The organism is Sinorhizobium sp. FG01 (assembly GCF_002531875.1).
GTDB lineage: Bacteria > Pseudomonadota > Alphaproteobacteria > Rhizobiales > Rhizobiaceae > Sinorhizobium > Sinorhizobium fredii_C.
In genome coordinates this window covers 72488-91895 of sequence record NZ_NWTB01000006.1, presented here as the reverse complement: position 1 = coordinate 91895, position 19408 = coordinate 72488, and the positions used below count along the sequence as shown (strand labels likewise).

The 19408-nt window shown below is 63.5% G+C and carries 21 protein-coding genes and 1 pseudogene; 13 read left to right on the top strand and 9 right to left on the bottom strand.

What is annotated here, in order from left to right; genetic code table 11:
* Nucleotides 1-67 precede the first annotated feature (67 nt).
* A complete protein-coding gene (locus tag CO656_RS10780; protein ID WP_179864743.1) occupies nt 68-352 on the bottom strand; it encodes an acylphosphatase in 285 nt (94 codons plus the stop codon).
* 453 nt (nt 353-805) lie between these two features.
* Here CO656_RS10780 and CO656_RS10775 point away from each other — a divergent pair, with 453 nt between their 5' ends.
* The 3 genes from CO656_RS10775 to CO656_RS10765 all read left to right on the top strand — a co-directional run bounded on the left by CO656_RS10775 (nt 806) and on the right by CO656_RS10765 (nt 2404).
* On the top strand, nt 806-1486 hold the full coding sequence (locus CO656_RS10775; RefSeq protein ID WP_097525747.1) for an RNA polymerase sigma factor: 681 nt from the start codon (nt 806-808) through the stop codon (nt 1484-1486).
* A gap of 79 nt (nt 1487-1565) precedes the next feature.
* Nucleotides 1566-2090: a DUF4142 domain-containing protein gene (locus CO656_RS10770; RefSeq protein ID WP_097525746.1), complete on the top strand. Its 525-nt coding sequence runs from the start codon at nt 1566-1568 to the stop codon at nt 2088-2090.
* The gene (locus CO656_RS10765; RefSeq protein ID WP_097525745.1) at nt 2087-2404 is read left to right on the top strand and encodes a cupredoxin family copper-binding protein; all 318 of its coding nucleotides are present in this window, start codon (nt 2087-2089) and stop codon (nt 2402-2404) included. The genes CO656_RS10770 and CO656_RS10765 overlap by 4 nt, the downstream gene beginning before the upstream one ends.
* Nucleotides 2405-2419: 15 nt before the next feature.
* On the opposite strand, the gene CO656_RS10760 is transcribed toward CO656_RS10765, so the two are convergent.
* The 5 genes from CO656_RS10760 to CO656_RS10740 all read right to left on the bottom strand — a co-directional run bounded on the left by CO656_RS10760 (nt 2420) and on the right by CO656_RS10740 (nt 6060).
* Nucleotides 2420-3145, bottom strand: coding sequence for an amino acid ABC transporter ATP-binding protein (locus CO656_RS10760; protein ID WP_097525744.1), 726 nt, complete (start codon nt 3143-3145; stop codon nt 2420-2422).
* Nucleotides 3123-3782 (bottom strand): amino acid ABC transporter permease, encoded by a 660-nt coding sequence (locus CO656_RS10755; protein ID WP_097525743.1) that lies wholly within the window; start codon nt 3780-3782, stop codon nt 3123-3125. The genes CO656_RS10760 and CO656_RS10755 overlap by 23 nt, the downstream gene beginning before the upstream one ends.
* Entirely contained in the window at nt 3779-4450 is a 672-nt protein-coding gene (locus CO656_RS10750; RefSeq protein ID WP_097525742.1) for an amino acid ABC transporter permease, read from the bottom strand. Before CO656_RS10750 ends, CO656_RS10755 begins: the two co-directional genes overlap by 4 nt.
* A gap of 64 nt (nt 4451-4514) precedes the next feature.
* Nucleotides 4515-5300 (bottom strand): transporter substrate-binding domain-containing protein, encoded by a 786-nt coding sequence (locus tag CO656_RS10745; RefSeq protein WP_097525741.1) that lies wholly within the window; start codon nt 5298-5300, stop codon nt 4515-4517.
* A gap of 4 nt (nt 5301-5304) precedes the next feature.
* The gene (locus tag CO656_RS10740; protein WP_037418773.1) at nt 5305-6060 is read right to left on the bottom strand and encodes a GntR family transcriptional regulator; all 756 of its coding nucleotides are present in this window, start codon (nt 6058-6060) and stop codon (nt 5305-5307) included.
* Nucleotides 6061-6570: 510 nt separating this feature from the next.
* On the opposite strand from CO656_RS10740, the gene CO656_RS10735 reads away from it, so the two are divergent.
* The 10 genes and pseudogenes from CO656_RS10735 to CO656_RS10690 all read left to right on the top strand — a co-directional run bounded on the left by CO656_RS10735 (nt 6571) and on the right by CO656_RS10690 (nt 15625).
* Entirely contained in the window at nt 6571-8067 is a 1497-nt protein-coding gene (locus CO656_RS10735) for an NAD-dependent succinate-semialdehyde dehydrogenase (protein ID WP_097525740.1), read from the top strand.
* A gap of 23 nt (nt 8068-8090) precedes the next feature.
* Nucleotides 8091-9467, top strand: a complete 1377-nt coding sequence (locus tag CO656_RS10730; protein WP_097525739.1) for an aspartate aminotransferase family protein — start codon at nt 8091-8093, stop codon at nt 9465-9467.
* Nucleotides 9468-9479: 12 nt separating this feature from the next.
* Nucleotides 9480-10553 (top strand): alcohol dehydrogenase family protein, encoded by a 1074-nt coding sequence (locus tag CO656_RS10725; RefSeq protein ID WP_097525738.1) that lies wholly within the window; start codon nt 9480-9482, stop codon nt 10551-10553.
* Between the two features lie 132 nt (nt 10554-10685).
* On the top strand, nt 10686-12245 hold the full coding sequence (locus CO656_RS10720) for a S8 family serine peptidase (protein ID WP_097525737.1): 1560 nt from the start codon (nt 10686-10688) through the stop codon (nt 12243-12245).
* Nucleotides 12242-12505 carry a hypothetical protein gene (locus CO656_RS10715; RefSeq protein WP_037418762.1) on the top strand — a complete coding sequence of 88 codons (264 nt, stop codon included), beginning with the start codon at nt 12242-12244 and terminating at the stop codon, nt 12503-12505. Before CO656_RS10720 ends, CO656_RS10715 begins: the two co-directional genes overlap by 4 nt.
* A 102-nt stretch (nt 12506-12607) precedes the next feature.
* Nucleotides 12608-13915, top strand: coding sequence for a hypothetical protein (locus CO656_RS10710; RefSeq protein ID WP_097525736.1), 1308 nt, complete (start codon nt 12608-12610; stop codon nt 13913-13915).
* Nucleotides 13902-14693 (top strand): ATP-dependent Clp protease proteolytic subunit, encoded by a 792-nt coding sequence (locus CO656_RS10705; RefSeq protein ID WP_097525735.1) that lies wholly within the window; start codon nt 13902-13904, stop codon nt 14691-14693. The genes CO656_RS10710 and CO656_RS10705 overlap by 14 nt, the downstream gene beginning before the upstream one ends.
* Before the next feature lie 79 nt (nt 14694-14772).
* A pseudogene (locus CO656_RS10700) lies at nt 14773-15029 on the top strand (type II toxin-antitoxin system ParD family antitoxin).
* A gap of 102 nt (nt 15030-15131) precedes the next feature.
* Entirely contained in the window at nt 15132-15314 is a 183-nt protein-coding gene (locus tag CO656_RS10695) for a hypothetical protein (RefSeq protein ID WP_037418750.1), read from the top strand.
* 59 nt (nt 15315-15373) lie between these two features.
* The gene (locus CO656_RS10690) at nt 15374-15625 is read left to right on the top strand and encodes a hypothetical protein (protein WP_097525733.1); all 252 of its coding nucleotides are present in this window, start codon (nt 15374-15376) and stop codon (nt 15623-15625) included.
* Between the two features lie 90 nt (nt 15626-15715).
* On the opposite strand, the gene CO656_RS10685 is transcribed toward CO656_RS10690, so the two are convergent.
* The 3 genes from CO656_RS10685 to CO656_RS10675 form a co-directional block, all read right to left on the bottom strand.
* Nucleotides 15716-17197: a Do family serine endopeptidase gene (locus tag CO656_RS10685; RefSeq protein WP_097525732.1), complete on the bottom strand. Its 1482-nt coding sequence runs from the start codon at nt 17195-17197 to the stop codon at nt 15716-15718.
* 333 nt (nt 17198-17530) lie between these two features.
* Nucleotides 17531-17965, bottom strand: a complete 435-nt coding sequence (locus tag CO656_RS10680) for an OsmC family protein (protein WP_097525731.1) — start codon at nt 17963-17965, stop codon at nt 17531-17533.
* Nucleotides 17966-18116: 151 nt separating this feature from the next.
* Nucleotides 18117-19340, bottom strand: coding sequence for an MFS transporter (locus tag CO656_RS10675; RefSeq protein WP_097525730.1), 1224 nt, complete (start codon nt 19338-19340; stop codon nt 18117-18119).
* Nucleotides 19341-19408 lie beyond the last annotated feature (68 nt).

The window sequence follows — 19408 nt, the reverse complement described above, 5'->3', positions numbered from 1 at the left end:
ACGACGACGGGGAGGTTCCAATCGCCAGGGGCGGCGGCCATCAAATGGCATGTCGCGAGAGCACCTGTTAACGCGTAATCCCGAACCCCGCCGGCGTCTCGATTGAGGAAGCGTCCTCGCTCGCAACGTTGGCTACGGAGGCGCCCGGCGGCCCCTTCCAGAACCTGCTTAGCATCGTGTCGACGGCGGCATCGGGCCCGGCAACCAGCGCGGTCACCGAACCGTCGCTTTCATTGCGTACCCAACCCGTCAGACCTAAGCTCTCCGCCTCGTCGCGCGTCCAGATACGGAAGCAAACGCCCTGCACCCTTCCGGTGATGTGGACCAGAGCCGCCTTGCGTTTTTCCGCCATGGCCGCCTCCCTCGTTCGTTCATTCCGAATTTGGCGCACTTTCCGCCCCAAAGGCAAGCGTATTGGCCGGAGATAGGCTTGCAGCCGCCGCCGTCGCAAGGCCAACTCATTTTTTGTCCGCCTAATAAATTTTTGTGTTTTTTTGGCTTGCATTTGCTGCAATGCAACATTATTGTATGACTTATCGATAGAGCACTCCTCCTCCCAGCTCTAGCGAGGGATCGGCAACCCTCCTCCTCCCAGTTGCCGATCAGGATCGAAGGCCCGGCGCACCTCCTCCCGCGCCGGGCCTTCTCTTTTTGATGCGCTTCTCACAATATCTTTGACGACGGCCCGCGCAACGCTCGCATCCGGACATCATCGCGCTAGATTCGTTAATACCGGTCATCGGATTGGGAACGTTTCGCGCGATGCGGCATCCAATCGCGACAACATGACCATGGGGAGCCGATCATGCCCAGCGTTGAGATCCGCCATCGCCTGAAAAGCCCGCCCAGTGCGGAGGATATCGAAAGCTTTCGCGTCGTCATGCAGGCGCATAACCGCAAGCTCTATCGGATCGCGCGGAGCATCGTTCGAAACAACAATGACGCGGAAGACGTGCTGCAGGAGGCCTATGTACGCGCCTTCACGCATTTTGCCGAATTCCGCGGCGACGCCGCAATCACCACCTGGCTTGCCCGCATCGTCATCAACGAGGCGCTCGGCCGCCTGCGCAAGAGCCGGCGCCAGATGGCGCTCGTCGAGAGCATGCGGCAATCGCATCAGGCGGAGATCATCGCCTTCCCGCTGAACACAAACACGAGCGACCCGGAAAAGACCATGGCCCAGCGACAGATTCTCGACCTTGTCGAACGGCTGACGGATCACCTTCCGGACGCCTACCGGACCGTTTTCGTGCTGCGCGTCATCGAAGGCCTCAACAACGAGGAAACTGCCGCCCTGCTCGGGCTCCGCCCCGAGACCGTCCGCACGCGGCTGCATCGGGCGCGCCAGCTGCTGAAGCAGCAACTGGAAAAGCAGATTGGCCCAGTCCTGCTCGATGCCTTCCCCTTCGCCGGAAAACGCTGCGAGCGCCTGACCGAGGCAGTCCTCGCCCGCATCTCCGGCCAAACGATAGAAGCCGACGAATAATCGGGAACGTTTCGCCCGCCGAAGCATCCAAAGCGCGTTAACGAAAACGCCTTTTGGTCTTCGAGGAAAGGAACATCCCATGACCATCCGACTGACGACCGCGGCCGCGGCAATCGCGCTCATCTTCGCCGCCAACGGCGCGCTCGGCGCCGACAAGCCGACCGATCCGCAGATCGCACATATCGCCTATACGGCCGGCGTGCTCGACATTGAAGCGGCGAAACAGGCGATCGCCACCTCCAAGAACAAGGCCGTGGTCGAGTTCGCCGAGACGATGGTGCGCGACCACGAGGCGGTGAACAGCCAAGCCCTCGACCTCGTCAAGAAATTGAACGTCACGCCCGAAGACAACGACACCAGCAAGGCACTGTCGCAGGCGGCCGAAGCGAAGCGCCAGGAACTGGCAAAGCTGACGGGCGCCGAGTTCGACAAGGCCTATGTCGAGCACGAGGTCGCCTACCACAAGCAGGTCAATGGCGCGCTCGAAACAATGCTGATTCCGGCGGCCCAGAACGGCGAGCTCAAGAGCCTGCTCGAAACCGGGCTGAAGCTCTTCCAGGGTCATCAGCAGCACGCCGAACATGTCGCGACGGAGCTGAAATGAGTGCGGTGCGAGTGCGAGCGGCCTTTTTAACTCTGTTGCTGGGAGCGACCGCCGCTCCTTCGCAGGCAGAAACCATAAAGGTGATGATCGACCGTCTCGTCTACGTGCCGGCGGAAATCGAGGCGAAGCCTGGCGACGAGATCGAGTGGATCAACAAAGATGCGCTCGTCCACACCGCCACGGTGAAGGGCGGCGCCGACGTGCTCATTCCGGCAAAGCGATCGGGCCGGCTCCTGCTAAAGGAGCCAGGCAGTTTCGACTATATCTGCCGCTATCACCCGAACATGACGGGCCGCATCACCGTGCGGCCCTGATCCGCGGCGGCTCGCTCAGTGGGCCCCGAGAAACTGCTTTAACTCCGGCGTCCGCGGATTGGCAAAAACCTCCTCCGGCCGACCGATCTCGTGGACGCGGCCCTGATGCATGAAGACGACCCGCGAACAGACGTCGCGGGCGAACTTCATCTCGTGGGTGACCATCAGCAGCGTCATGCCTTCGGCGGCAAGCTCGCGCACCACCGCCAGCACCTCCGCCACCAATTCCGGATCGAGCGCCGAGGTGATCTCGTCGCAGAGCAATGCGATCGGCTGCATCGCAAGCGCGCGAGCGATCGCAACACGCTGCTGCTGGCCGCCGGAGAGCTCGTCCGGATAGGCGTCGAATTTCTGGCTGAGGCCGACCCGGTCCAACATCTTGCGAGCCATCGCCTCCGCCGCCGGCTTCGGCGTCTTCTTCACGACCATCTGCGACAGCATGACATTGCCGCCGACCGTCAGATGCGGAAAGAGGTTAAACTGCTGGAAAATCATCCCGACCTTCAGCCGCAGCGCCTTCAGATGCGCCTCGTCGTCGAGAAGCTGGGTGCCGGCGACCGAGATCGATCCGTCGCTGATCGTCTCGAGCCCGTTGATGCAGCGCAATAGCGTCGACTTGCCCGATCCGCTCTTGCCGATGATGGCGATCACCTCGCCCGGCGCGACATCGAGATCGATGCCCTTCAGCACCTCGTTGTCACCGAAGCTCTTGCGGACGTCAGTGATTTCGATGAGCGACATTGAGCTTCCTTTCGAGGATCTGGCTGCTCTTGGACAGGGGCCAGCAGAGCGCGAAATAAATGAGCGCCACGAGACCGTAGACGGTGAAGGGCCGGAAGGTGGCATTGGTGACGACGGTGCCGGCCTTCGACAGTTCCACGAAGCCGATGATTGAGGTCAGGGCCGTTCCCTTGATCACCTGCACCGAGAATCCGACGGTCGGCGGCACGGCGATCCGCATCGCCTGCGGCAGGATGACGTAGCGCATCTGCTGCAGCCGGCCCATGCCGAGGCTGGCCGAGGCCTCCCATTGTCCCTTGGCGATTGCCTCGACGCAGCCGCGCCAGATCTCGCCGAGGAAAGCGGCGCTCCAGAGGATCAGCGCGACGCCCGCCGCCAGCCAGGCCGGCACGTCGATACCGAACAGGCCGAGCCCGAAGAAGGCGATGAAGAGCTGCATCAGGAGCGGCGTCCCCTGGAACAGCTCGATATAGTATTTCGCCACCGCCCGCGCCCACTTGCGCCGGCTGATCCGCAGGAAGAGCAGCAACAGCCCGACCATGCCGCCGCCGACGAAGGAGACGAGCGAGAGCAGGAGCGTCCAGCGGGTGGCAAGCAACAGGTTGCGCAGGATGTCCCAGATGGTGAACTCGATCATCTGGCCGCCCTCCTCGGGAAGATGAGCCAGCCGACCATGCCGAGGACCTGGCGGAGCAGGATGGCTAGCAGCAGGTAGACGGCGGTCGAGACGAAATAGGCCTCGAAAGCGCGGAAGGTGCGCGACTGGATGAAGTTGGCGGCGAAGGTCAGGTCCTCGGCGGCGATTTGCGAGACGACGGCGGAGCCGAGCATGACGATCACGACCTGCGACGACAGCGCCGGCCAGATGCGCTGAAGCGACGGGATGAGCACCACATGCCGGAAGGTCTCGAAGGGGGTCATGGCAAGGCTGGCGCCCGCCTCGAACTGGCCCTTCGGCGTCGCCTGGATGCCGGCCCGAATGATTTCTGAGCTATAGGCGCCGAGATTGACGACCATGGCGATATTCGCCGCCTGCAGTTCGCTGAGCTGCAGCCCCAGTGACGGCAGGCCGAAGAAAATGAAGAAGAGCTGGATCAGGAACGGCGTGTTGCGGATCAGCTCCACATAGGCGGCGACCACCGGCTTCAGCCACAGGGGTCCGAGCGACCGCACCCAGGCGCAGACGATGCCGAGCGAAATGCCCGCGACGGCGCCGACGGCGATCAGTTGGATCGTGATTGCGATCCCCTTTACGATCTGCGGGTAGTACTCGAAGAGCCAGCCGAATTCGAAGTGATAGTTCAAGGCGCACCCCTGTTTGCAAACGGCGGTGACGCCACCCCGCTCGCGCGGAGTGGCTTGGGGGTAATCAGAGTTCGGCCGGCAGGTCGGCGCCGAGCCACTTCTGCGCAATGGCGTTCAGGCTGCCGTCGGACTTGGCGGCGGCGATGATGCCGTTGACCTTTTCGAGCAGCGCCGGCTGTTCCTTGGAAAGGCCGATATAGCAGGGCGAGTTCTTGATCAGAAATTTGAGTTCCGGGCGCTTCGGCGGGTTCTTGGCAAGGATCGCCGCGGCGACGACGTTGCCGGTCGCGACAGCCTCGACCTGGCCCGAAAGGAAGGCCGAAATCGTGCCGTTATTGTCCTCGTAACGCTTGATGACGGTATCGGACGGCGCGACCTTGGTCAGTTCCAGATCCTCGACGGCGCCGCGGGTGACGCCGATGGTCTTGCCGGCAAGCTCTTCTGGCTTCGTGGCGGCAAAATCGGCCGGGGCGAAGACGCCGTTATAGAAAGGCGCGTACGCCGCCGTGAAGTCGATGACCTTTTCGCGGTCCGGGTTCTTGCCGAGGCTCGAAATGACGAGATCGACCTTGTTGGTCTGCAGATAGGGGATGCGGTTGGCGCTGGTCACCGGCACCAGCTCGACCTTCACGCCGAGTTTCTCGGCAATCAGATTGGCCATGTCGATATCGTAGCCGACCGGCGCCATGTCCGGGCCGACGCTGCCGAAGGGCGGAAAATCCTGCGGCACGGCGACGCGGATCGTGCCGCGGGCGGTGATGTCGCCGAGTGCATCGGCCTGCGCCATGGAGCCGAAGCCGATCGCGGCGACCATTGCCGCCATGGCGACGAAAACTCTTCTTGAAAGCATTGGGTCATTCTCCTCTGTTGATGTCATGGTTTGGCTTTTCGGGGTGTGCATTTGACGACGCGGCCGCATTCTGCGGCGGCAGCGAAAGGGAGTGCCGAAGATCGGCGAGCGGATCGGGGCGACGAGTGAGGTCGAGCCCCGTTTCCACCTCGTCCAGATGCTCGACGGAGAGCTCCGCCGCCTTGGAAAAATTCCCCTCCTCCATCGCCGCGACGATGCGGCAATGGCCGAGATGCGACTGCATGGCGTGGAAATCGGATTGATAGAGCAAGGAGATCAGGATGGTGCGCGCCGTCAGGTCCCGCAGGATCTCGACAAGGATAGTATTGCCGGCAAGTTCGGCGATGCGGATGTGGAAGTCGCCCATCAGGCAGGTGAGACGCTGCCGGTCGCCGGCGGCAATTGCCAGCTTTTCCTCGGCCAGATGCGCACGAAGCTTGTCGCGGCCGCTTTGCGTCAGCGCCTCCATGCTGCGCAGCAGCCCCGCCTCGATGACCCGCCGCGCCGCATAGACCATCATCGCCTCCTCGGCCGAGGGTTCGACGACGAACCAGCCGCGCCGCGGGCTGACCTTGACGATGCCGCGCTGCTCGAGCCGCATCATCGCTTCGCGCACCCTGGTGCGGGAAACACTGAAAAGGCTCGCGACCTCGCTCTCACCGAGCCGCGTTCCGGGGCGAATGCGGGCCGAAAGAATACCGGAGACGATGGCTTCGCCTATCTCGTTTTGATCGTTCTGTTGTGGCGACAAATCTTGCATACAAGACAGGCTTGCAAGCCTTGTGCCAAGAGCGTCACGTGTTCTTTATCAATGGCTTGCGTAGCTGCCGCTGGTCTCAATGGCGATCAAAATCGCCACGTGCTCATTTTTTCATCAAAGCTTTGGTGTTCTCGATAGTGCCGCGAAAGCTAGCGGCGCGTTCGGTGCCTATGGGAGTTCCGACTGGGTCAGCTTCATGAAAGGAGCGGCTACCGCGAGTCGTCTCCCCGCAAGCAAACCCTAGGGAGATTTCGGCTGGAGGATGGACCTGCCCCAAAAGGCAACTTGCGAACGCCGAAGCCACAAGTTTAGCAGTTGATGCGGAGCCCAATCTCCCCCTTATGAGGAAGATGTCCGGCAGGGCAGAGGGGGTGCCTCGGTCGCTGGGGTTAGACAGTCTCTCTCGCGGGGGACGCTCCTTTGGCCAAAGTCTCTATCGGAGAGCGGGGGAATGGACAATCTCTCGCGCTAACGGTGTCAATCTCTTCGTAACGACGAGGAGATTTGCACATGACCGCAATTTTTGCGCGCACCGCCTTCCACGAAGCCTTGAAACACCTGAGCGACCGGCAGTTGCTGCGGGAGCTCGCCTATGTCGGCGGGCGCTGGGTGGCCGCGCGCAACGGAAAGTGCCTCGAAGTGAGCGATCCCGCGAGTGGTGCCGCTCTCGCCTTCGTCGCTTCCTTGGATGCGACGCAGGCCTCCGAAGCGGTCGATGCGGCGGAGAAGGCGTCCAAGTCGTGGCGCGACATGCTCCCGCAGCAACGCGCCACGATCCTGCGCAGGTGGCACGAACTGATGCTCGCGGCCCGCGAAGACCTGGCCCTGTTGATGACGCTCGAGCAGGGCAAGCCGCTTGCCGAGTCGCGCGGCGAGATCGACTACGCCGCTTCCTTCCTCGAGTGGTATGCCGAGGAGGGCAAGCGTCTCAATGCCGAAAGCGTGACGAGCCATCTCGCCGGCGCCGAGATGATCGTCCGCCGTGAGGCACTCGGTGTCGTCGGCATCGTCACGCCCTGGAACTTTCCTTCCGCCATGATCACCCGCAAGGCGGCTGCAGCGCTCGCGGCCGGCTGCACCGTCGTGGCGCATCCCTCTTCCGAGACCCCGCTTTCCGCTCTTGCCCTCGCCGAACTCGGCGAACGCGCCGGCCTGCCCGCCGGTGTCTTCAACGTCGTCACCGGCAATGCGGCGACCGTTGTCGGGCGCCTGTGCGAAGACGCACGCGTCCGTGCCGTGAGCTTCACCGGCTCGACCGAGATCGGCCGGCTGATCGCGGGCCAATGCGCGCCGACGATGAAGCGACTGGTGATGGAGCTCGGCGGTCATGCGCCGCTGATCGTCTTTGCCGATGCGAATGTGGAGAAGGCGGCGGATATCGCCATCGCCGCGAAGTTCGCGACCTCAGGACAGGACTGCCTTGCCGCCAACCGCCTCTATGTCGAGCGGCCGATCCTCAAAGCCTTCCAGGAGGCTTTCGCCGCCCGCATGGCGCGCCTGAAGGTCGGAGCCGGGCTCGAGCCGGGCGCCGAGATCGGCCCGCTGATGCATGAGCGCGCCGTCGCCAAGGTCGAGGAGCAGGTCGCCGACGCGCTAAGACGCGGCGCCGGGCTTGCCGCCGGCGGCAAGCGCCACCCGGCGGGGCCGCTGTTCTTCGAACCGACGCTGCTCACCAATGTGCCGGACGAGGCGCTGATCATGCGCGAGGAAACCTTCGGCCCGGTCGCCGCCGTCACCGCCTTCGATAGCGAGGACGAGGTGACCGCCCGGGCGAACGACACGGAATACGGCCTCGTCGCCTATGTCGTCACCGAAAACGGCGCCCGCCAGATGCGGCTCGCCCGCGCGCTCGAATACGGCATGGTGGCGATCAACCGAGTGAAGATCACCGGCGGGCCGATCCCCTTCGGCGGTTGGAAACAGTCCGGTCTTGGCCGCGAGGGCTCTCGCCACGGGATAGAGGCCTTCACCGAGCTCAAATATCTCTGCATCGACACCGCCGCCTGATCGGATTGACGAAAGGAACGACCATGCTCGAAAGAAGCAACGAACTCAGCGCCTGGGACCGCGATCATTTCTTCCATCCCTCGACCCACATGGGAACGCATGCGCGCGGCGAGAGCCCGACGCGCGTCATCGGTGGCGGCGAAGGAGTTTACATCACCGATATCGGCGGCAAGCGCAGCCTCGACGCCTTCGCCGGACTTTATTGCGTCAATGTCGGCTACGGCCGCCAGAAGATCGCCGAGGCGATCGCGAGCCAAGCAAAGAACCTCGCCTATTACCACGCCTATGTCGGCCACGGCACGGAAGCGTCGATAAGGCTTTCGAAGATGATCATCGATCGCGCGCCGGAAGGCATGAGCCGCGTCTATTTTGGCCTCTCGGGTTCGGATGCCAACGAAACCAACATCAAGCTGATCTGGTACTACAACAACATTCTCGGCCGGACCGAGAAGAAGAAGATCATCTCGCGCTGGCGCGGCTATCACGGCTCGGGTGTGATGACCGGCTCTCTGACCGGTCTGCATCTCTTCCACAATGCCTTCGACCTGCCGCGTGCGCCGATCCTGCACACCGAGGCGCCCTACTACTTCCGCCGCCCCGACCGTTCGATGAGCGAGGAGCAGTTCTCGGACTATTGCGCCGAGAAGCTCGAGGAGATGATCCTCGCCGAAGCGCCCGACACGGTCGCTGCCTTCATCGGCGAACCGATTCTCGGCACCGGCGGCATCGTGCCGCCGCCGAAGGGCTATTGGCAGAAGATTCAGGCGGTGCTTGAGAAATACGACATCCTGCTCGTTGCCGACGAGGTCGTGACCGGTTTCGGCCGTCTCGGCACCATGTTCGGCTCCGACCATTACGGCATCAAGCCGGACCTGATCACCATCGCCAAGGGCCTGACCTCCGCCTATGCGCCGCTTTCCGGCACGATCGTCTCCGACAAGGTCTGGCAGGTGCTGGTGAAGGGCTCGGACGAGCTCGGCGCCATCGGCCATGGCTGGACCTATTCGGCGCATCCGATTTGCGCGGCCGCCGGCATCGCCAATCTTGAACTGATCGACGAGCTCGGCATCGTCGAAAATGCCGGCTCGACGGGCGCCTATTTCCGCGCCGAGCTGCAGAAGGCGGTCGGCGACCATCGCCATGTCGGTGAGGTGCGCGGCGATGGGTTGATGGCGGCGATCGAATTTGTGGAGGACCGCGACGACCGCAAGTTCTTCGATCCGGCCCGCAAGATCGGCCCGCAAGTCGCGGCAGCGCTCCTCGAGCGTGGCGTCATCGGCCGCGCCATGCCACAGGGCGACATTCTCGGCTTTGCCCCGCCGCTCTGCCTGACGCGCGAGGAGGCCGACATCGTCGTCAAGGCGGCGGCCGACGCGATCCAGTCCGTGCTCGGCCGCTGAAGGAGAAGGCCCATGATGCATTCCGTTCCGAAGACCATGGCGGCAGTGCTGCTCACCGGCCACGGCGGGTTGGACAAGCTCGTTTATAGCCGGGACGTCCCAGTCCCGGCTCCAGCTCCTGGAGAGGTGCTGATCAAGGTCAGGGCCTGCGGCATGAACAACACCGACGTCTGGGTGCGCGAGGGCGCCTATGGCACCGAGGACGATCCCGGCGCCGTCTCCACCTGGAGGCGGCACGGCAACACGCTCACCTTCCCGCGCATCCAGGGCACCGACACGGTCGGGCATATCGTCGCCGTCGGCGAGGGCGTCGACAAGGTCCGCATTGGCCAACGCGTCATGGTCGATTTCTCGATCTACAACCGCGACGACGATAGTCTGGCCGACATCGACTATATGGGCCACGGCCGTGACGGCGGCTATGCCGAGTACATGGCGCTGCCGGCCGAGAACGCTCATGTGGTGGCAACCGACCTGACGGATGTCGAACTCGCCACCTTCTGCTGCGCCTATCTGACCGGCGAACGCATGCTGGAACGGGCGCGGCTTGCGGCCGGCGAACGCGTCCTGGTCACCGGCGCCTCCGGCGGCGTCGGCTCGGCGATCATCCAGCTCGCCCGCGCCCGCGGCGCCGTTCCGATCGCGGTTGCCGGTCCGGGCAAGGAAGCCGCCATGCTCGACATCGGCGCCGAGGCGGTCGTCACCCGCGGCAGGGGCGATCTCTTCGAAGCCGTCAACGAAGCCGTGCACGGCGCGCCGATCGACGTCGTCGCGGATCTCGTCGGCGGTCCCCTCTTCAACGATCTGTTGAAAATCCTGCGTCCGGAGGGCCGCTACACGACGGCGGGCGCGATCGCCGGTCCGGTCGTCCAGCTTGATCTGAGAACCATGTATCTGAAGCAACTGGAGCTGCACGGTTCGAGCCAGGGCAGCCGCGCCGATTTCCGGAGGCTGGTCGGCTACATAGAAGAGAAGACGATCCGCCCTCTTGTCGGCGGCGTCTATCCGCTGTCGGAATTTCATCGGGCGCAGAGGGACTTCATGGCGAAGAAATTCGTCGGCAAGCTGGTGGTCGTTCCGGATTGACGGACACCTGCCGGTCGACCCACGCCCAGATATTGCCTGTCAGGTCCCGCGCCACACTTCCGGTGCCGTTGAAATCCACCCTGCATTGCGTCAAAAATAGGCGGCGCCATCCTAAGTAAGTGCGAGGCAATGATGGGACCATTGTTCAGGAACGCCGGGCTCCCGGCCTACCATGAAGCAATGCTGTTCGTCCGCATGAAGCCTCAGCCGCGCCAGCCAAGCTTCGAAGCGACCTTCGAGGCGGCACGCGCATCATTCGGCAGCGGGCTTCAGGCCTTGTCCTTTTACGAGCGAGCGGGACTGGTGAAACGCGTTACGCCCGTATCACGGGAGTCTCCCCATTACGCCAGCCGGATGCTGGTGCGGCCAAGCCGTGACGGCAGCGCCAAGCCGGAACTGCTCGGGGTACCCGAAAACGAGGGGGACGGGTGGTCGGCACCTGCCCTGAACCTGAACGCCGCCATCGATTTGCGAACACCGGGCGGGGCCGCCAGCCTGGTCGAGTTGGTGAGTGACGTCGACTTGCGGCAACTTCAGTTGGCGCTCGCGGGAGATCCGACCGTTGCATCCGTGGCGCGGGTGCCGCTGCGCTATCTGGTGGCAAAATCGCCGCGAAAACCCGCTCGGCGCGCCTCCAAGGCAGCTCAACCCGGGGCTCGCGGGCGCATTGCGACGGAACCGCCGCCTGCCCATACGATGTGGAATCTCCGCAAAGTCCGATGGGACGAGGCCCGCAATCTAAGCGGCTTCGACGACGCAAGCAGGATCAAGGTCGCAGTGCTCGATACCGGTATCGACGCGGATCACCCGGACCTTAAAGACCAGATTGGTGGATATGTATACGAGCACCCCGATCTTCCGGCGGCGAGCTCGGCCCAGGATCTGGTCGGCCACGGCACGCATGTGGCAGGGACGATCGCGGCAACCATCAACAACGATCTCGGGATCAACGGAATATCGCGAGCCCAGATCCACGCCTGGAAGATTTTCGACGATCGCCCCGACCTGCTGACCTATCCTGACGGCACGGCGGAGTTCGCCTATTTCGTCGACCCGGTGATGTATCTGCGGGCGCTGCTCGACTGCGCCGATGCCGGCATTGACGTCGTCAACCTCTCGATCGGCGGCGGCGGCGCGCCCGACCCGACGGAGAGTGCAGCCTTCGAGGCGCTGCTTGCCAATGGAACGACCGTCGTTGCTGCGATGGGGAACGAACGGCGCGACGGTAGTCCGATCTCCTATCCTGCGGCGATACCGGGCGTCATCGCCGTGGGCGCAACAAATCTTCAGGACCGGATCACCAGCTTTTCCAATCGCGGCAACCACATAACGATCACGGCCCCCGGCGACGCGATCTGGTCGACGCTGCCGACCTATCCCGGCCAAATGCGTTGGAGAGCGGAGCGAGGACCCGACGGGCGCTGGAGGCAGGGAAAGCCGGACATACGCGAGACGGACTATGATGCATGGCCCGGAACATCGATGGCGTCTCCGCATGTTGCTGCCGCCGCGGCGCTCTTTATCGCGAACGGCGGCGCGAGGGATCCCGCAGTGATTCGCGACGCCCTGGCTTCGAGCGCCGACAAGGTGCCGGCCATGAGCGGCCAAGACTTCACGCCCGATTTCGGCTATGGTCGTCTGAACTTGGAGCAGCTCATTGGCAGCATAGGCACCAGGGATTTCGGGCAATGACTGACATCATGTTCACGATCCGCGCCGGCGTTAGCGTCGAAGAGCGCGAACGCCTGTTGATCAGGATTCAAGCCATTCCGGGTGTCGAGCTGGCGGCCCCCGTCAAACGAGACAGCCGCAGCGAGGCCTTGCGGCGGATTCATTTCGCTCGTTTGAGAAGACATTCCGAAGCGACCGACTGCTTGTCGGCCATCCGAGACATGCCGGAGGTGGAGGACGCGAGCATACCGGCCCGGCGAGGTGGCGCCAACGGAGCGTAAGGTCCCGCTCCCGTTACGCCATTGGTGGTAGGCGGCGGCCTTTATTCCGCCCGCTTCTTAATTCTCTGTTAAGGAATACATTCCTTCGCGGAGACCTCGCCCATGGCAGTCGGCGCATCCCAACGTTTGCACGACGGCGTCGTGGCTGTCGAAACCATGACGCGCTTTGCGCTTGCGGTGCTGGCGCTCGCCTCCGGCGTCTATACCTATCTCGGCGTGCGCAGCATTCTCGACGGCTCGGCGACCGCTGTCTTCTTCGCGGCGATGATCTATTCGGCTTCGGTGTCCGTCGGAATCTACGCCTTCTGGACCTATATGGCCCGCTTCTATCCGCATGTGATCACCCATACGGGCCGGGCCGCGATGCTTGGCGTCATGGCTTTGGGCGCGGCCATGATCATCGCCATGTCGAGCTGGCTCAATGCGGCGGCACTGGCCGGATCGGCCGCGCTCGAACAGCATCTGGCGCAAACGGTGGAGGACTATACGGCCGACCTCGACCAGGCGCACCAGAACGCCCTTGCCGCCCAGAGCCTGCTGCCCGACATCCAGCGTGCCTCCGAACGCTTCGCCCAGCTTGCCGCCTCGGAGCGGCAGACGGGCGCGCTCACCGGCACGACGGGCTCGGGAAGCGTCGTGCAGCTTCTGTCGCAAATGTCGGCGCAGATGAAGGAACTCGAAAACGGCATCAACGCCTCGCGCGAACAGGTGACGACGCTGTTCAACGAGGGGCAGAAGCGGCTCGAGACGATGCGCATGCTAGTCTCCGCGCCGGGCGCGATCGAACCGCGTGCCGACCAGTTCTCCTCGGAAGTGGTGGCACTCACAGGCGTCATAGCCTCGCTGGGCCAGACCTCGATCGCGCCGTCGATCCGCCGCGCGGCTGACGACCTGTCGCTCGGCTTCATCGCCCCGGTGGCCGATGGCGGCGACGCCGATCTCGTCAACCGTCAGGACCAGGTGATGGAGACGGTGCGGGCTTCGGTGGCGGCGCAGTCCAAGGTGCTCTCCGAGGCGGCCGACGAAATCCTCGCCCGGGCGCCGGTGGCGGAGCGGCGCTTCGTCCCGCTCTCCTCCGCCGAAGCCGTGTTGCGCTATGCGGCCGATTTCATTCCGGCCTGGGCCGGAGCGATTTCCATCGACCTCTTGCCGGGCGTGCTGGTGTTCATTCTCGCTGCCGTGCACGGGGCGATCCGCAAACAGGAGGAGAAGCTGCCCTTTGCCGAGCGCATCACGGCGGCCGAACTTCTGCAGGCGCTGGACGTGCAGCGAGCGGTAACCGCGAACGGCGCCAATCTCGGGGAGATGGTCACGCAAGCGGAGCTCGAAGGGAAAGCGGAGGAGCTGAACAACATCACCAATCTCGACCAGAGAACGCGTACAAAGGATCGGTCGCATGAGGATCGATGACACTTTCAAGGCGCTGATGCGCCTCGACGACGGCGTGCTGATGCGCGGCGCTTTCTACGCACTGCTCTCGGCTGCGGCAATCTTTCTGCTGATCGACGTGCGCGACCTTACGGCGATGAATGCCGAGCTGCCGGCCTTCGATCCGTTCCATGAGAACCGGCCCATCCTGCCGCCGGCGCTGACCGAAGGCGGGCCGACTCCGCACGTACAGCCCGCAAGCCCGGAGGACGTGCTGCGACGGCCGATGACATTCGAACTCGCATCCGGCGGCGTCCTGCTCGCCGAGGGCACGATTGATCCCGGCGCAAGCGGGCGTTTCGCCGAGGAGATTGCGGTGCGCGGCGAATATGTAAAGACGGTGGCGCTCAATTCTCCCGGCGGTTCGGTGGACGACGCCTTGGCGATTTCGAGCCTGATCCGCGAAAGGAAGCTTGGGACCAGGGTGGCGTCGAGAGCGCTCTGCGCCTCCTCCTGTCCCATCATCTTTGCTGGCGGCGTCAGCCGCATCGCCGACAAGGATGCCATCGTCGGCGTGCACCAGGTCTTCAATGGCGGCAGCGGCCGGCAAACGGCGGATGAAGCGATGTCTGCGGCACAATCCACCACGGCCCGGGTGACCCGCCATCTCGACACGATGGGGATCGGCGCCGGCCTTTGGATCACCGCGCTCGAAACCCCGCCGGACCGGCTCTACTATCTGACATCCGCGGAAATGGCCAAGTTCAAGCTGACATCGCAGCCGCTCGCCACCGCCAGGAAGAAGGACGGGGCAGGATAACCTGCCTTTTCCCGAGGGAATTCGGATTTGACAAAGTTTTGCCAAAGAGCGTCATCCTGGCCGTAGTATGGAGACTGACATGGCCACGATGAACGTATCTTTGCCCGACGCCATGAAGGACTGGGTGGAAGTACAAACGCGGACTGGCCGCTATGCGAACGCCAGTGACGATGTGCGCGATCTCATCCGTAGGGATCAAGAGCGGAATGACAAGATGGCCGCCATGCAGCGCTTAGTCGATGACGGGCTGAAAAGCGGCGCAGGAAATTGCTCACACAGGACGAGCTTTTCTCGGCGGCGCTAGCGCGGGCTGAAATTCCGCGCGACCCTAAGTAATTTCGCTTGGTCGCCGACCAGTGCTTCCCGTGTCATTCCGAGGAAAGCAAGGTCAGGAACCATCGTCTCCCACGGTCGTTGTCTCTTCGAAAGGAGACCGCCATGCCGAAGCAAGATCCTATACCCGCACCTGCCGAAACGCCGAGAGAGCCGCAAGGAATCCCCGGCCGGCCGGATCGCGGCCTTGAGAAGTCCCCCGATCCGCCGGTCAAGAAGCCGGAGGACACCAAAGACCCGACCGACCCGGCGCTTCTGCCGATCGGCGACCCGGCCGGAATGGCCTAGCTGATGCCGCCGATCCGATTGCGGGAGATATAGATGCCTCCTTGAGAGGAGAGATCCGCATGCTGATCCGACGGTTGCCTGAAAAGCCGGTGCCGGGCGCAATCATCGTCAAGCTCTACCGCTACCGCGACGAGATCAGGGGTTATGTACGTCAGGCCGTCGACCCGTCGGAGGACGACGTCATCTTCCCAGGCGAGGAAATGGAGCCGGAAGCCGCCTTCCGGCTTGCAAGGACCCATAGCGAGGGTGAGGCGCCGATCTATGTGGAGCTTGTCGAGGACGTTCAATGGGATCCCAGCTGGGCACATTGATAAGCTAACCTGACCCGTTGACGTGAGAGACGAGTATGCTCGTCTCCCCACTCCCGATCCTATCCGGCAAAGCCTTCGCCACCTGCTTCGTCATGCGTGGGCGAGCGGCAAGGCGACGAAGCGCGTCACGCCGCCCGACTGGATGCGGAGCAGCGCGGCGACTTTGCCTTCCTTGCGGAGCGACACGAGATCGCGGCGGAAGTCGCTTGCGTTCGAAACCGCCTTGCCGCCGACGTCGAGAATGACGTCGCCCGCCTCAAGCCCATGTTGCGCCGCCGCTCCCTTCGGATCGATGGCGACGACGACCATGCCTTTTTCCGAGGCACTGACCACCTTGCTTGCCGGCGCAAGCAGCAGCCCGAAGTCCTGTTCGCTGCTAGGGGCAGCACCGCCACCGCTTGCCGCCTCCACCGGCGCCGGGCGGTCCTCCGGCATTGTGGCGAGTGTCAAGGTGACGTCCTTTGCCGCGCCATCGCGAAGGATGCTCACCGTGACGGAGGTGCCCGGAGCCATCGCGCCCACTTTCTGAGCCAGTTCACGCGGGTCATTGATCGTCGCCCCACCGACCGCCATGATGAGATCGCCGGACCGGATACCAGCCCTGCCGGCCGGACCGGCCGGATCCGCCTCGTCGACGAGCGCGCCCTTAGCCTCCTTCAGGCCGAGGCCTTCGGCGATATCGGGAGTGACCTGCTGCTCCTTGATGCCGAGCCAGCCGCGCGTCACATGGCCCTTGTCCTTCAACTCGGCGATGACGGCTTTTGCCGTGTCGGCCGGGATGTCGAAGCCGATGCCGACTGAGCCGCCGGAGGGCGAGAAGATCGCCGTGTTGACGCCGATCACATCGCCGTTGACGTCGAAGGCCGGCCCGCCGGAATTGCCCCGATTGATCGGCGCATCGATCTGGATGAAGTCGTCATAGGGACCGGCGCCGATGTCGCGGCCTTCGGCCGAAACGATCCCGGCGGTAACCGTGCCGCCGAGGCCATAGGGATTGCCGATCGCGATCACCCAGTTGCCGACACGCGGCCGCTGATCGGCAAAGCGCACATGCGGGAGATCGCGGCCGTCGACCTTGATCAAGGCAAGGTCGGTCTTCGGATCGGTGCCGACGACTTTCGCCTCGTAGCTGCGGCCGTCGCTGGTCATCACCTCGAGGGAATGGGCATGGTCGACGACGTGATTGTTGGTCACCGCATAGCCGTCGGCGGAGATGAAGAAGCCCGAGCCCTCGCCCATGAGGGGACCCTGCCCGTCATCGGGATCGGCAGTGCCATCGTCATCCTGCGCTGCGGCCTGTTGCTGCGCCGCGTCGATCTCGACGCGCACCGAGATGACCGCCGGCTTCACCTGGGCGACGATGTCGGCAAAGTCGCCGGGCTCCGCCGCCGATGGCCGCTGCACGGCATTCGGAGCCGCCCGCACGGTCGAGCTCTGGTTGTGCGTTGCGTGCATGGCAACAGGTTCCGCGACGAGAGCGGCGAGGCTGAGCGCGGAAACGGAGGACAGAGCCGCCAGCACGGCGGTCAAGCGGCCCGCGCGCGAGCCCTTTTGTTCTGAAGAGTTGGCCATGGCGTGTCTCCTTCTAAAATCCGGAGGTTTGATACGCGGCGAGGGTGGATTTACATCAGCTTTCCCAGAACAAATACTGGTCTTCCGGCCGATCCACCGCGCCGTCGCCACCAGATAACGCCACGACAAAAGTCAAAATGTGATATTCGCCTCATTCTTCAGATTAAATTTCATTCATGAAATTATGTTCATCTGCACGCGAATGGCAAATGCCAAGTCGCAGCTGAGATAAACAGTTGTTCCCGAAGAATATCTTTGGAGATTTTAGGAAATGGTCCTGGGGACTCCGGTCCGGGCTGCAGGGCTCGGACCCGACCGGCCAGGCCCTGCACATCACTCCGGCGAGGCGGCAGCAGTATCGACGATCTCGAAGTCGTGGGTGATCGTGGCCGTCTTGGCAAGCATTGCCGATGCGGAGCAGTATTTCTCGATCGACAGCGCAATGGCGCGTTCGACCTTGTTTTCCGCAAGCCCGCGCCCCTTGACCACGAAATGCATGTGGATGCGGGTAAACACGCGCGGATCCTGGTCCGCCCGCTCGGCGCTGAGCTCGACGATACAATCCTCGACCGGCTGGCGGCCCTTTTCGAGAATATGGACGACGTCGAAGGCCGAGCATCCGCCGGTGCCGATCAGCACCAGTTCCATCGGGCTCGGCCCGGGCGTGCTCCCTTCCTGCCCAAAAGCCGTGCCGAGCACGACATTGTGGCCGCTGCCGGACTGGCCGACGAAGGTCCGCCCTTCGACCCATTTGATGCGCGCCTTCATGATCGCCTCCCGTCGCAATATGTCGCTCTTCGTCCGACGTTGATAACCTGAATGATCGCACAAGAACATGCCGCGCCGAGGAGAGCGAGGCATGTTCCCACCAAATTCGCCATCCTACGGAGCAGTATGGCGTGCTACGCCTGCGCCCTGGCTACTCGGCCGGTTGGGCAAGCGGACCTACGGCGCATTCCGCCGTGGTTCCGGCCAAACTCCGCTGACCGAGACCGATGATAGCCACGGTCGCCGCGCTTGCGACAACGGACACCCAGAAGCCGTTCTCAGCCCCGAAACTGTCGACCACCCAGCCTGCGACGAAGGCACCGAGCGCCATGCCGATACCGATGCCGGTCGTCACCCACGTCACCCCTTCCGTCAGCATCGAGGCGGGTACGCGGCGCTCGATCAGGCCGAAGGCCGTGATGAAGGTCGGCGAAATGGCGATGCCGCTGACAAAGACGGCGAGCGCCAGGAGGGGGACAGTGCCGGCCATCAGCAGAGGCCAGGAGGTGACGGCAAGGGCGCTCACGGCGATCAGGAGCTGTCGGTGCAACGGCATCGTTGGGTTGAGGGCGCCGAGGATCAGGCCGAGCACGAAGGACCCGATTGCATAGACGCCGATGACGACGGTTGCCCAATTCGGCTGGCCGAGTTCCTTGGTGATTGCAACGGCGCTCACTTCCGCCGTCGCGAAGGTGGAGCCTACGAATACGAGGGCGAGCGTGATGATCTGAACGGCACGCAGGCGGATCGCCGAGCCTTGCGATGCTTCGACATCCGTACGGCGCAGCCTCGGTTCGGTCGAGCGCTGCATGATGAATGCCAGCGTTCCGAGAGCGAGGAAAATCGTGCTCGCCAGCATGCCCGCCTCGGGGAAGAGAGCGACCCCCAATCCGACCGAGAGCGACGCTCCGGCGATATAGACGAGCTCGTCTGCCGATGATTCAAAGGCAAAAGCGGTGTTCAACTCGGGCCGGTCACGGAAGATCTCGGTCCAACGGGCGCGCAGCAATGCCGGCATGCTGGGCATGGCGGCGGCTAGGAAGGCCGAGACGAAGAGCGCCCAATCGGGCCAATTCTGATTGGCCGCCGCAATGAGGGCGAGGAAGGCAAAGATCGAAATCGTCGTGGTCGGGATGACGACGGCTGTCTGGCCGTAGCGATCCACCATCCGGGAAATATGGGGAGAGATCAGCGCGTTGGTCAGCGCGAAAGTGGCCGACACCGCGCCCGCCAACCAGTATTCTCCGTGCGTCTGCGACAGCATCGCGACGATGCCGATCGGCGCCATGGCGATCGGCAGGCGGGCGAGGAAGCCGGCGGCTGAAAAGCCTTTGGCTCCCGGCGCTCTGAATATCTCTGCATAAGGATTGGACATGAGACGTTCCTTGTAAGGACCCGGTTCACCACTTACATACGTGGCGTACGTCCTTAATTAGTTGCATA